The organism is Candidatus Venteria ishoeyi (assembly GCF_030378065.1).
Taxonomy (GTDB): domain Bacteria; phylum Pseudomonadota; class Gammaproteobacteria; order Beggiatoales; family Beggiatoaceae; genus Venteria; species Venteria ishoeyi.
This window is the reverse complement of sequence record NZ_JAUCGJ010000030.1, coordinates 20,503-33,639: the sequence shown is the minus strand read 5'-3', so window position 1 is coordinate 33,639 and position 13,137 is coordinate 20,503. Positions and strand designations below refer to the sequence as shown.

Sequence of the window (13,137 nt, the reverse complement as noted above, 5' to 3'; positions counted from 1 at the left end):
GGTTTTCAAAAACCTGACAGGTCTTGAAGACCTGTCAGGTTTCCGTGAGAAATTAATTATCTGAAAAACTATAGCTGAAAGTCTACAGCGTCATAAGGAGTGAGAATTTTATAACTTCAGCAACTTGGCTGGTCTTTTTCTCCATTTTCTGCGTTCCGAAAACAGTTACATAGCTTGCTATGCGCCTGTTTTCACGCCTTGAAAATGAATAAAAATCCTGCGCCCAGTTTCTGTATTTATTTTATCCTCACTCCTAAGCACCGCCCTTATCCAATCATAAGCAATTTTTTCCTGCTCAAGGCGCAGGTTTTCTTGTAAACAATGATTGCGCAAATCATCATATAAACCCTGTTCTGCTGCGCTTAAGCCGGATAGCTCACGTTTGGTGGGGTCATCTTCCTTTCCCCAGTGGTGCTTAAATGCCAGCAGTGTTTTACGCTCCATTAGCAATGATTTTACCTCAGGAAAATGGCTGCGAAGCTGGCTGAGAATGGCAAAGCCATGCGTGTCGATATCCCCCCAATAATAAATCCGGCACTGCCTGAGCCAGTGGGCTTTGTGCAGCATCTCAAAACCATAACCTTTGCCAAAAATGATTAAGCTGCTTTTCATCGCTGGAAATGCCAGAAAATTAATTTCATTTTCGGTGATAAAAACCTGTGACACAGCCGGATTTAAAGCGGCAAAGCTATCGGCATCCAGGCTGATATCCTGCATGGTATTTCCCGGCAGCAGCTTGATTTTTGGATCGAGCAGGCGAAAGCGTACCAACAGCGGTTTGTCACGAAAGCCGTAACGCTGGGTAAACTGGCTGACACCGGAGACATTAAAATCAATGGCGTTTGCAGGCAGGGTGAGATCCAGCCATTCCGCCAGCACCCCGCGATGGATTTCAATAAATTTTGTGTGAATGCCAGGGATGCTGATTTGCCTTAAATAAAGGCCAGGGCGCGGGTGAGTTTGCATCCAGGATAATACCTGCATGAGCTTTGACCAGTCAGCCAATAAGGCCAGCGCCCGTAGTGGTTTTTTTGCCAGCCATGCCAGCAGGGCCGGTTGTTGTTTTTCCGTGATTTCGATGACTGCCATAAAGCGTTTAACTTCAGCATGTTTGCCGATAAATGCCAGCAGGTCTTCAAGACCATCAAACCAAATAGCCTGGGGCACGGTATTTTTCCCCAGATTTTTGTGCTTAAACTCGCGCATTTCCACCCGGCAATGCGGCATGGTGCGCAGTGCTTCAATCCAGGCGCGAACGGGTTCAAATTGCTCAAGCATTTCAGTTGCGCTGGGTGTTTTGATGGCGAGGCGTTTGGGAAATAAATTTTTACCCATCACCAAGGCACTTAGTATTCCCCCGCGCTGCCATTGCTTTTGCAATTGGGTGCGTATATCAGATGGATGCGTCCAGCGCGGCCTCTTGTTTTTGTTTTTCTGCACGGTATTCCTCAATTGAAATATTACGCAACCGGGATGTGCGTCCATCCTCATTATGCACAAAACCGACATTGGCGACAAAGGGTTCGATAATATGAATTTTTTGCAGGGGGGTGATGATTAACAGTTGCAGATTCAGCTTTTCAAACAATGTCAGTCCATATTGCGCGGACTCATCGGAGCCGCGTCCAAATGCTTCGTCAATCACCACAAAACGGAAAGAGCGGGAGCGTACTGCGCCCCATTCCAGGCCGAATTGATAGGCCAGACTTGCCGCCAGAATGGTGTAAGCCAGTTTTTCCTTTTGCCCACCGGATTTGCCGCCAGAGTCGGAATAATGTTCCTGCTCGCTGTCATCTTCCCGCCAACGCTCGCTGGCAGCAAACACAAACCAGTTGCGCACGTCGGTGACTTTGTTGGTCCAGCGGCGGTCTTGCTCGGAAGTACCTTCACGCCCGCGAAAACGCTCAATAATCTGTTTTACCTGCAAAAATTTGGCTTCAGAATACTGGCTGTCATCCGAGCCGGTCAACGCGCCTTCGGTGCAGCTACGCAATTCCGTCTGGAAATCGCGCACATCGGCATCCGGCGTTGCTTGCGCTTCCAGGACGATATAACGGGCGGGGTTATAGTCGATTTGAATCAGCGATTCGTTAATCAGTTTGATACGCGCTTTAATCGTTTCCCGCTCTTTTGCCAACTGCGCCTGAAAATTAGCCACTTCACGAATAGTATTTTCGTTTAATAATTCTTTGAAACGTGCTTCAAAACGCGGCAGATCATCCGCTTGCAAGCTGTTGAGCATGGCCTGATACTCAGAAGCTGCGGCAAGGCTGGCATCTATTTCATTGGTTTCCAACGAATATTCAGCCTTGAAAGAAACCATTGCTTTGATAATTTTTTCACTGAGATTTTTGGTTTTTTTATCTTCTGCATCAATTTTGCGCTGTAACCAGTCGCGCATGTCACGTTCCCGGTTATCGCAGGATTCCACGCGCAATGACTGTTGCGGCAGGGCTTCTGCGCGCATCTTTTCCAGTTGCTTAAAATATCCGGCATGAACTTCATACTCAGCTTCTGCCAATAAAGCCTGGATTTGCGCGCGTAAGTCTTGCGCCTCAATTTTCTTTTGCTCGCTTTTAGAACGCAGGTCTTTATGCTTGTCTAACTGTTGCTTGGTGTCATCGGCTTCCGCTTCCGCTGCCTTTAATTGCTCAGTCAATTTTTGCAGCCTGTCGGAAGCATTTTCCAGCGCGCGCTTTTCATCTTCCAGGCGGGCGACATCCGCCGCCATAGCTCGCCAGTCCAGCTCCTGATAATCAATATATTCTTCCAATTTAGAGAGACTATGCAGGCGTTCAGTTAAGGTTTGTTGCTGAGCTTGAATCTCTGCAACCAACGCACCCAGCTTGACTACTTTTTCTTCCAGCAGGCTGGTGCGGGTTTCCAGTGCAGCAATTTTTTCTTGATTGCTCCAGCCCAGCACATACCGACTGCGGTCATCCAGATGATAGCGATCATCTTTTTCATGCTGTCCACCGGGCATTTTGATTTGACCGGCGCGGGTAACGGCGCGGGCTTCGCGGCGAAACTGCGCCTGCGTCATACAACAGGCGATATTAAACCTGCCTGCCAGATTTTGTGCCAGCCAGTCATAAAATGGTGAATCGGGCTTGATGGAAAGTTTCCGCGCTAATGAGTCCGGGTGCAAGTCCGGCATTTTATTATTAACACTTTGACGCACCCGAAAATAGACCAGGCGTCCTTTAAGGTGGGTTTTATCCACCCATTGCGCCACTTTGGGATAAAGCTTGTCAGGTACCAGCAGCGACAAGCCAAAATGCCGTAACAGGCGTTCCGCCGCGCCTTCCCAGTCACGTTCCTGTTCATGCACTTGTAATAACTCGCCAACAAATGGCATATCCGTTTCTGCAATATTCAGTGCCTGACATAAGGCCGTGCGTAAGCGGATTTGCTGTGTATCAATATTGCTGCGCCGTGATTTAAGGCTTTTAATTTCATTGGCAATTTCCTGATATTTTTCACGACCTTGGCGTAAATCCATGCTGTATTCCGTGAGCTGATTTTGCAAATCGGCTTCCTGTTCCCGCGCCGTTTCTGCCAACCCGGAAAAATACTGCTTTTGTTGCAAAAAACCATGCTCATCCACAGCAGGTTTTTCGCCGATAAGCTTGGATAAGCTTGCATAACGCTCAGCCTTTTCTTTACATTTTTTGCCCGTAGCGGTTTTCTGGCGTATTGCTTCATCAAGCTGCGCCAGACGATCACCGCCATTATCGGCAATATTTTGCTGCAATGCCCGCATCTGGTTTTCAAGCTCATGCAAGTGGCTTTGCAAACGCTCAACCTTGCGGTTATGGCGCTGCCATTCCGTATTAATTGAGGTAAGTTTTTTGTCCAGCAGATCCTGTTTTAACTGCCCGAAATAAACCCGCAACGCTTCCCGGCAATTACGTAATACCGCCACCTGCGCCGTCAGTGCCTCATGACGCTGGCAATCATCCACCAGTGGGGTGAGCAGTTCAATTTGTCTACTGGCTTTTTGAATCGCCTCATGTGCCCGGTTTAAGTCTTCGTAATGCGTGATTAAGTCGGCAATACGCTGGGCAACATCAAACGGCTCCAACATATGTTTGCGCACGAAGTCCGTCAGATTGCCCACTGATTTCATGGACACGGTTTGATGAAATAATTCCAGCGCCTGTTCGTTGTTAATGCCAAAACGGCGGCGAAACCAGGCTCCATACGGGGGAAAGCTGTTAAAGATGGTGGCCTTGCGCTGACGTAATTTTTTGCGCAAACCCGTGATATCAGCACCAAACTGGGAAAAATCCGTTGCAATGCTTAAATCCTGCTCCGCGCCAACAAAAAAACGCTCCGGCTGCCCCTGCCCACTTTTAAACCAGAAAACCTGGGCTAAAGTAATGTTTTGCGCGTAAGCGGCATTATGGAACACGCCCAGAATCACGGAATAGGCATTATTATCACGCAACGGTACGGGTTTGGCGCTGCCACTGACCTCATTGCGCTCAGATTTATAATAGCCCAGCACATAAGAGCGCAAGGAGCGTTCTTTATTATCCGCGCCTGCGGCTTTGTTATAAGCCACGCGGTGGGCTGGCACCAACAGGGTGGTGACGGCATCCACCAAAGTGGATTTGCCGGAACCAATATCACCGGTCAACAGGGTGTTTTTACCCTTTAAGTTCAGCGTCCAGACTTGTTGATCAAAAGTGCCCCAGTTGAATACTTCCAGGCGTTGCAGACGAAAGCCTGCCAGGGTGTCATCAGTGACATCATTGCTTATAAAATCCAGGTTTTCTGCGTTATTCATCAACAGCCTAATGTTCTCCTGCGGGGTGTAAAATTCTAAATATTATTTTTCCTGAAGATGCAGCCGGTAAGTTTCCAGCCGCGCATCAAATTCCGCCAGCCATTGTGCATCCACAAAAGCCTTGATAATGCGCCGTACTTCAAAATTTGTTTGTTTGCTGGTACTGCCTGTCGCGGGTTTTAAGCGGCGCAAAAATCCCAGGTCAATGATTTTATTGATATGGGTATCGACCTTATCAATTAATTTGGCTTCGTTACTACTGTCAGGCAGGAATACACGTATTAATTCCGCAATATCATCGCGGCTGAGCACCAGTCGGGTATCACCACCACTGGCATCAAATTCTGCCAGTTTCTTGCGTAATAAAGCCAACAATAAACTCACTGGAAAGGATAGGGCGCGCCGAGTAATCAGGCGCGGCAGCTTGCTTTCCGGTTCATCTTCAGTTGTTGGGCGCGAGCGTAAAAACGCATAACCTTCGGCTTCATCCAGCACCAGTTCCAGCCCCAATACACGGATGTAATCACGCACCCGCGCTTGCAGATTCATCAAGCGATGCCATAACTTATCATCATTTTCCTGATACACAATGCCTTTTAGTAAAGCAATGACGACCAGGGAAAAATCATTGTTATCTGCAATCGGTTCTTGTGTCACCATAGCATATTATCAACTTTGTTTTGAGGTTCACCAGAAGGTTTATTAATAAGGTATAGTCGCACTCATCTTACAAAAATGACACGCGGTAATTGTGCTTGCTTCGCCCATGCTTGCCCAGTTTTATCACTGCTTTGCCAGATGATGGTGTCCGTTATCGTTTCATCAATCATGGTTTTGAAACCGACATCACCAAGCTGTAAATAAGTCACCAGTTCTGCCAGCCCGTGCTGCAAAGGTCGTAATTCGCAGGTTTCGCGTAAAGTCACTTGCACGCGATCTTGCAAAATATGCTGAATGTGATGAATTAATTGGCTTTTATCAATAACCACCTGGGAAAATAAGGCATTGGTATCTACTTCACTGTCTCCCGCCGTTAAAGCAATATTTTCAATGCGGGGTTTGGCGGTGGGCGTATGCAACGGGCGCTCCAGCGGTAAATTAATACTGGCGCTGGTATCTGCAATATACATGATTTCAGTTTCTGGCGCTGAATCCCGCAGTGCCAGGGCTTTTTTTTCAATGTCGTGCAGAATATCCATAATGCGGCGGTTTTCCAGCCAGGCTTGATCATCCAGAAAACGCCTGAGTTGCTTGCTGAGATTCGCTACCGTGCGTTGCGTATGCTCACCGGCTTCCAGCCAGTCATAATGCACCCGGTACAGCCGCGCATCTGGGTGTAGTGCCGCGACTGGTGGCAAAGCCAATACTCGTTCCAACAGCGTGGACAATTCTTCCTGGCGCTGGCTGGACATCAGGAAATCCCAAAACGCGCGAAAGCTCAAGCCCTGGTCTGAATCGGTAATTGCATCACGCTCCCCCATAATCTGTTCCAACAAACTGCCCTTGCCGCTATCCCATTGCGCAATGCGCTCGCGCACCCGCCGATCCAGCACCCGAAAATTCTGCTCCACTTCACGGAAATCGGTTAACAAGTCACGCGCAAGCTGGGTAAACTGTTGGAAGCGATCTTTTAAGGCGGTTGCATTCAGCAGCGGTATATCCCCACTTAACACACGCGCGATTTCTGTATCAATCTCATCACGGCGTTTGCGTAATTCTGCAATTCGCAGTTGCGGGTCGGTTTCACTACCTTGACTCATTTGCTTGAGCAATTCAAACAAGGTGAGCAAACGCGATTCCGTGCCCACAAAACTGCGTGCACTGAGGCTTTCCAGCCAGCTAATCGCTTTTTCCGTGGCTGGGGTCAGGTCAAAATATGGCTCATCAGAATCCTGCCTATAAAATTTGCGCAACCAACCCCGCTCAGGTTGCGCCCAGTCATTTAAATAATCACGGGCGAGTTTGGGGAAGGCTTCCGCGCCCAGATATTCGCGCAGGGCAAATAACTCATCTTCCAGAGACTCCACCAGATTACTTTGTGCCATCGTGCGCACGTTAGGCACAATAAAAATACGGTTCAAAAAACTTGCCACCAGTGCGGCATGAGGCGAGCATAATAAACGCCAGGCAGGATGCGTTTGGCGTAATAACTCAAGGCTGGTGTAGTCAAGATTGGTTTTAGCGGTTTGCATATCAGGAGGCTATGGTTTTGATATATTGAAAAATGCCATAAATCACTTTTGCCATATTTTTATAATTCAGTCTGTCATGCGTATCCTGGGGGGTATGGTAGGCCTGATTTCGATACAGCGCGGTATCTGTCACCATCACCGCCGGATAATCAAACAGCCAGTAGTTGCTGTGATCGGAAAGCGCAATGCCCGGCACGTAATCCGGTGCATTGATGGAGTAAGCGGACAAATCAGTATAGGTATTAATGGCGGCTTTGATGGCTGCCGCCTTGTTGGATTGCAAGCGATCAATCACCGCAATGAAATTACCCGCATCAGGATAAAACAGATTCAGCATTGGAATAGGATAAACCTGACTGCCAGGTTCATCACTGAAATAGCCAATCATTTCCAGCGCAATCATAATTTTTATTTTAACATTTTGCTGTTGCAGCATGGCGGCGTGTACATAACTGCCCATTTTATCGCTGGCAAAATAAGGCGGTTCTTCCAGGGTATAAGCTACCAATGTCACTTGGTTTTTTAATGGCAAAGCGCTTAACAGTTTACCCAGTTCAAGCAAACCTGCCACGCCGCTGGCGTTATCATCTGCGCCGGGGAGATTCGCATAAGCATCATAATGCGCGCCAATAACAATGCGCTCATCCGTTTCCGGGCCATAGTGAGCAATAATATTTTTATATTCACGCCCCTGATCCAGGTAAGTTTGGAAATTAACCCTGGCTGTGGATTGCTCAAATTGTTGTTTAATATAGTCAGCGGCAAGTGCTAAATTTTCAGGGTTTTCACTGTTTCTGGGGACTGTGGTTTCAGTTAAAAAAATGACATGTTGTTGCAATGCCGCTGTATTAACCAATGCCTCAACATCATGTAGCGTCTGCGGCGTATAAACAGGACGTGCGATTATGATCCAAATGCTTGTCAGGATGACAGTAAATAATAAGCTAATGCGGAAAATAGATTTGATAATCGTATTCTTGATAATAACCACCCCTGTTTTATATTGGATTTTACTGTTATGCAAAAGCATTTTTTAGCACAAATTGTCATTAAACTACAAACCATATTTTGTTTAGGCATGATTCATGCTTTTTTACTGCTAACAAGTTTTTAATTGGCAGGAGTCAAAATCATGAACAAAAACATTCTGTTACTGCTGATTTTCAGCATTGTGCTGAATGCCTGTAGCAGCACGTCATCAAAACAAATTGATCTCAGTGAAATGGAAACAGCGATGGCTGCAACCAAAGCAGGTTATTTTGGTGATTTTCTGGTACATATGCACAAAGCGGAAGACAATCTGGACACGGCGGAAAATATTTATCATAAATTTCAACGGGGTCATGGCAGTTCAGCAATGGCGGCTAAGGGTACCCAAGCGGCAAAAAGTGCTTTGCAGCATCGTAAAAACGCAGAGCAAACCGTAGAAAAAATTATGGCTCCGCTCACCATTATCAGTGAAGGCAATACCCTGACCATTGAGCAGATGGATGATCGCTTGTCTTATATTGAAGCTCTGCATATCCCTGAAGGCGTTGCAATCCCTGAGCATAATCTCTATTTTGGTTTTGCCAACAGCCGTATTCAAAGTGGTCAGAAAAAGAAAATCCAGGGTACGGTGGACTTTCTCAAAAAATACCCCGTGTTTGCATTGGAGTTAATTGGTTATGCCGACACCGTTGGCGATAAAGCCTATAACTACAAACTCGCAGAAAAACGCAATCAGGCGGTGTTGAAAATGTTGCAAAAACGCGGATTACCCACCAATACCGTTGTCACCATTGCCGTTGGTGAAGCCAGTGGCGCAGATGAAACCAAAAACCCGAACAACCGCCGGGTTGAGGTTCATCCTTATGTGCACGGACGTTATGCGAAAACGATAAGCAGCAACCTGGATATGGAACGTACTGAAGAAATTAATGTTGGTGAAGGTTTTATGCTGGCTCCTGGGCAATAGAGACCACGAATCAGCTATAAAACAAGCGCTGGTTCTTGCCTCCTAATCAAGGTATTTGCAGCAAACCAATGTCTGAAAACTCCCCTGGGCCGTGGCTCAGGTTTGCCTGAACCGCCACATAAAAGGCTGCCCCTGACCATAAATTGATGCTGAGCTGTGTTTGTACACCCATATTCCAAGTCTCGATAGGTGTTTGTGTTAAAGGCGCATAATATAAGGTATAACTCAAGGCACCGGGGATTGCATTCCAGCTTAAACTAACCGCCTCATCCTGGGTTTGTATGTTTAATACTGGCTTGCTGTTCACCGGTGCAAGCGTTTCAATATCCATGTAGTTCAGCATGGTGTATTCATCAAAAATACCCATCACCATGCTGAGCTTGCCATCTTGCACACTGACTTCCCGGGTTCTCAGCAAATAAGGATCAGTGGCTTCGTCATTAATAAAATCAACACCTTCGATATTAATATAATTACGCTTATAGGTTCGCCCCTGCCAGCCGGTGGAAACCGTCACATTGTAGTTGCCGTTGGGCAAATCGAATTCAAAGCTTTTCTGGCGTCCCCAGTCATCAAATAAAATACTGGCTTGCAGTGGGTTTGGTGCGCTGTCCACATAGCGGGACATGACATGTGCCAAATCGCCAAACCAACCATACCCCAGTTGCTCATCATAAGCATTCCAGCCAATTTTCAGGTAGGTTTTATTATCCACCACCAAGGGTTCTGCCAGTGGTTCAGCAGCGGGATCCTGGAAATTAAGATAATAATTACCGGGTGCACCTTGTGCGCGAGGATGACCAGCAACAGGCGTTAAATCAGGAATTTCACTGATTTCTCCACCATTTTTAAGGCCAATCACCCGGCGCAGATTATAAATAAACTCACTATCGCGGTTATAACTGGTTAAGCCCTGAATAATCTTATCAGCCTGGGTATCTGCTGGCGTAGCCTGATTGTGTTCCGGTTGACTATGACCATTAAGCACGTACAGATATTCGTAATCCTCCAGACTGTCGCGCATGAGTTCAAAGCGGATAGAGCTGGCAAAACGATGTTCCGTTGCGCCATAGCTGATGGCTTGATTATCCGCTGAGGGCGGATACAGCATAAACGTATCACCGTTATGACCATCGGTCATGGGATCGGTCCACGGGTTGCGGCTCCACTGATTCAGCGCATAATAAGCAATGCCGCGAATGCGATACTTCCATAAAAACCAACCCGTGAGTTTGCTTTCTATGCCGGGATGATCCAGCGTAATCGGATTAAAATAAGGCGGGCGGGTACCATGTAAAAAATAAATCCAGCTTTCTTCCTGGTGTTCCAGCGCACGTTGGCGGGCAATATCGGGATCATAGTTGTTCAGTACGGGCAGCCAGATGTCGATATTGGCAGCACCGTAAGTGGGATTAGCGTAAATTTCTGCTCTGGCTTCTTCCGAGACCATGATTTTTAAATCCGGCGCAGCCTGTTTGAGCAGGCGTGCATACCAGGCGACCGCATCGTGATCAGCCTGATCCTGTGGTTCATTGGCAAAATAATAATGCGCCTTATCCAGCAGCCCAAGCCCACTCAGGTAGTTCTGCAAAGCGCGGATGTATGCAAACCAGGCCTGGTTATAAGCTGTGTTGGGATTGTTCGCCGTATACCAGTCGTTTGCACTACGGCTGTGACCACAAAATTCATCCGGGCGTTGATCCTGGGATGCGTCATTATTGCGAAAAGTTGCCGCCATGAATTCGGGAAACCCTGTGCCGCTGTTAAACCAATCCACGCCTTGCAGAAAAACGCTGGCGGGAATCTCAAAACCCCAGATGCCATGCGGATCGCTAAAGCTTTGCGTCACGCAATCATAATCAATAAAAGGCGCTGCACCACTACCCGTTACGCCGCCGGGCCACAGCGTGGATTTTGGTGTCAGCCGATGCGCCAGAAAAAACTGTTTCATGGCTAACACATAGCGCCAATATTCATCACCCGTACCCGGCACACCGTATTTTTCCAGCACCGCCTGATGGGAAAAATTCATCTGCGAGTGCACATGCAAGGTTTCAGGGATAGCAAAATTAAACACATGTAAGGACACAGGGACAGTGATATTACCCAGTGTCACTGTGGCTGAATAATCACCGGCTGGCGTTGTCGGCGGCACTTGCAGCGTAAACCACAAGGGCATATTTTCACCGGCTTTTAAGCTGAGTTGCGCGGGATTGCTTAAAGGCAGTAAGGGATCAGGATAAGGGCCAATGCGCCCCAGATTATCAGTGGCTTGTTGGATATTGACATAATGCACCTGATGCAGCGTGGTCAGGATGCCATGACCAAAATCAGGAAGCTGTATATTTAGGGTGCTGTCTTGTGGTACTTGTATTACTAATAAAAATGGCTCAAATTCATTTTTTGCAGCATATAAGCGGATACCACTGGCTGTTGTTTCCGGTACCACGCTGTCTTTGAAAACACGTTCACTGGGCGGTGTTGTCCATAACAATTGCTGCTGGGTGGATTCAGTCAAACGATAACTGAAATTTTCCAGTGTCTGAGCAGGTGTCTGAGTAGGTGTCTGAGTAGGTGTCTGGGCAAATGCTTGGGTAGTAGCCAGACTATGTAACAGCAGTAATAAAAAACTTAATACAATATTTTTTAAAAACATGATGGGACTCCTTTGTGAGGTGTCATATTCAGGCAGGTACACAATATCATGATTTGTTATATGTTTAACAGCTTCTCAATTGAATATGAGGTAAGGTTTTTTAAGAAAAAATAGCAAAATCTGGCACACACTAGTCAGTGCTTAGATTACAATGGCGCTTTAGCAACAGCTTCTCAGTTCAATTCACTTACCGATGTTTAATACGTATGCGCCATATTGACAGCTTAATTTTTGCAGGTTGGGTTATTCCTGGGGAACCTGAAGATCGCATTTTGGAAAAGCACGCACTGGCGATCCATGAAGGCAAAATTGTTACAATTTTACCCATAGAAGAAGCAGTGCGGGAATTTTCTGCCCGGGTAACGCACCGATTGCCGCAACATGCTTTGATTCCAGGTTTAATTAATACGCACACACATGCCGCCATGACCTTATTACGGGGTTATGGTTCAGATTTGCCGATGATGGAATGGTTGCATGAGCATATCTGGCCCGCAGAACAGGCCTGGATGAGTGATAGTTTTGTGGCGGATGGGACGCGGCTGGCAGTTGCGGAAATGCTGACAGCGGGCATCACCTGCTTTAATGATATGTACTTTTTCCCGGAAACCACTGCCAGCGTGGTGGAAGAACTTGGTATACGCGCCTGTATTGGCTTGATCGTGGTGGATTTTCCAACGATTTGGGCAAAAAACCCCGGTGAATATCTGGGCAAAGCTGAAGGGCTGTATAAACACTATCGCCAGCATTCGCTGATCCGAACCGCGCTGGCACCACACGCGCCTTACAGCGTTTCTGATGATCCGCTGAAATCTATTGCGGCCTTATCAGAAAGCTGGGATATACCCATTCATATGCATTTGCATGAAACCACCGATGAAGTGGTGCAATCGCAAAAGCAATATCAATTACGCCCGATAGAAAGGCTGGAAAACTTAGGTCTGTTATCGGAGCGTTTTCTCGCAGTTCATGCCACTCAACTCAATGACAATGATATTGAATACTTGCAATTACACCAATGTCATGTGGTGCATTGCCCGGAATCAAATCTAAAATTAGCCAGTGGTTTTTGCCCGGTGCCGCGTTTGCTGGAAAATGGTATCAACGTGGCTTTAGGCACTGATGGCGCTGCCAGCAATGATGATCTGGATATCCTCGGAGAGATGCGCACGGCGGCACTGCTGGCGAAGGGCATCAGTGGCAATGCCGCTGCCGTGCCTGCCGCAAAAGCGCTGCACATGGCAACTTTAGGTGGTGCGCAGGCATTGGGGATTGATGATATTACCGGCTCCTTGAAACCGGGCAAAGCCGCTGATGTGGTCGCCATTGATATGAGCGCCTTGTCCACCCAACCGGTTTATAATGTCTTGTCACAAATTGTGTATGCCGCCAGTCGCCATCAGGTGACTGATGTTTGGGTGGCTGGTCAGCATTTACTGAAATCTCGTATACTCAGCACCATGGATATGCGAGAACTGCAAACCCGTATTTTGTTCTGGCGACAGAAAATTGGTGATGATTCATAGCTTTTCAGCTTTTA

The 13,137-nt window shown here is 47.1% G+C and carries 8 protein-coding genes; 2 read left to right on the top strand and 6 right to left on the bottom strand.

Going from position 1 to position 13,137, the window contains the following annotated elements:
• Positions 1-177: 177 nt before the first annotated feature.
• The 5 genes from QUF61_RS11270 to QUF61_RS11250 form a co-directional block, all read right to left on the bottom strand.
• A complete protein-coding gene (locus tag QUF61_RS11270; protein WP_289681752.1) occupies positions 178-1,440 on the bottom strand; it encodes a DUF3322 domain-containing protein in 1,263 nt (420 codons plus the stop codon).
• Positions 1,394-4,792 carry an ATP-binding protein gene (locus tag QUF61_RS11265; protein ID WP_289681769.1) on the bottom strand — a complete coding sequence of 1,133 codons (3,399 nt, stop codon included), beginning with the start codon at positions 4,790-4,792 and terminating at the stop codon, positions 1,394-1,396. The genes QUF61_RS11270 and QUF61_RS11265 overlap by 47 nt, the downstream gene beginning before the upstream one ends.
• Before the next feature lie 42 nt (positions 4,793-4,834).
• Positions 4,835-5,452: a DUF4194 domain-containing protein gene (locus tag QUF61_RS11260; RefSeq protein WP_289681751.1), complete on the bottom strand. Its 618-nt coding sequence runs from the start codon at positions 5,450-5,452 to the stop codon at positions 4,835-4,837.
• Positions 5,453-5,514: 62 nt separating this feature from the next.
• Positions 5,515-6,984, bottom strand: coding sequence for a DUF3375 domain-containing protein (locus QUF61_RS11255; RefSeq protein WP_289681750.1), 1,470 nt, complete (start codon positions 6,982-6,984; stop codon positions 5,515-5,517).
• A gap of 1 nt (position 6,985) precedes the next feature.
• On the bottom strand, positions 6,986-8,014 hold the full coding sequence (locus QUF61_RS11250; protein WP_289681749.1) for a M28 family peptidase: 1,029 nt from the start codon (positions 8,012-8,014) through the stop codon (positions 6,986-6,988).
• A gap of 102 nt (positions 8,015-8,116) precedes the next feature.
• Here QUF61_RS11250 and QUF61_RS11245 point away from each other — a divergent pair, with 102 nt between their 5' ends.
• The gene (locus QUF61_RS11245; protein ID WP_289681748.1) at positions 8,117-8,941 is read left to right on the top strand and encodes an OmpA family protein; all 825 of its coding nucleotides are present in this window, start codon (positions 8,117-8,119) and stop codon (positions 8,939-8,941) included.
• A gap of 46 nt (positions 8,942-8,987) precedes the next feature.
• Here the strand turns inward: QUF61_RS11245 and QUF61_RS11240 are convergent, their stop codons facing one another.
• Complete coding sequence (locus tag QUF61_RS11240) at positions 8,988-11,597, bottom strand: DUF4091 domain-containing protein (RefSeq protein ID WP_289681747.1); 2,610 nt, start codon at positions 11,595-11,597, stop codon at positions 8,988-8,990.
• Between the two features lie 206 nt (positions 11,598-11,803).
• Here QUF61_RS11240 and QUF61_RS11235 point away from each other — a divergent pair, with 206 nt between their 5' ends.
• Positions 11,804-13,123 (top strand): TRZ/ATZ family hydrolase, encoded by a 1,320-nt coding sequence (locus tag QUF61_RS11235; RefSeq protein ID WP_289681745.1) that lies wholly within the window; start codon positions 11,804-11,806, stop codon positions 13,121-13,123.
• The last annotated feature ends 14 nt before the right edge of the window (positions 13,124-13,137 follow it).

Bases quoted from the DNA above. Each gene is read 5' to 3' on its own strand.
- QUF61_RS11265 (WP_289681769.1), bottom strand. From the start codon at position 4,792: ATGAATAACGCAGAAAACCTGGATTTTATAAGCAATGATGTCACTGAT.
- QUF61_RS11260 (WP_289681751.1), bottom strand. From the start codon at position 5,452: ATGGTGACACAAGAACCGATTGCAGATAACAATGATTTTTCCCTGGTC.
- QUF61_RS11255 (WP_289681750.1), bottom strand. From the start codon at position 6,984: ATGCAAACCGCTAAAACCAATCTTGACTACACCAGCCTTGAGTTATTA.
- QUF61_RS11250 (WP_289681749.1), bottom strand. From the start codon at position 8,014: ATGCTTTTGCATAACAGTAAAATCCAATATAAAACAGGGGTGGTTATT.
- QUF61_RS11245 (WP_289681748.1), top strand. From the start codon at position 8,117: ATGAACAAAAACATTCTGTTACTGCTGATTTTCAGCATTGTGCTGAAT.
- QUF61_RS11240 (WP_289681747.1), bottom strand. From the start codon at position 11,597: ATGTTTTTAAAAAATATTGTATTAAGTTTTTTATTACTGCTGTTACAT.
- QUF61_RS11235 (WP_289681745.1), top strand. From the start codon at position 11,804: ATGCGCCATATTGACAGCTTAATTTTTGCAGGTTGGGTTATTCCTGGG.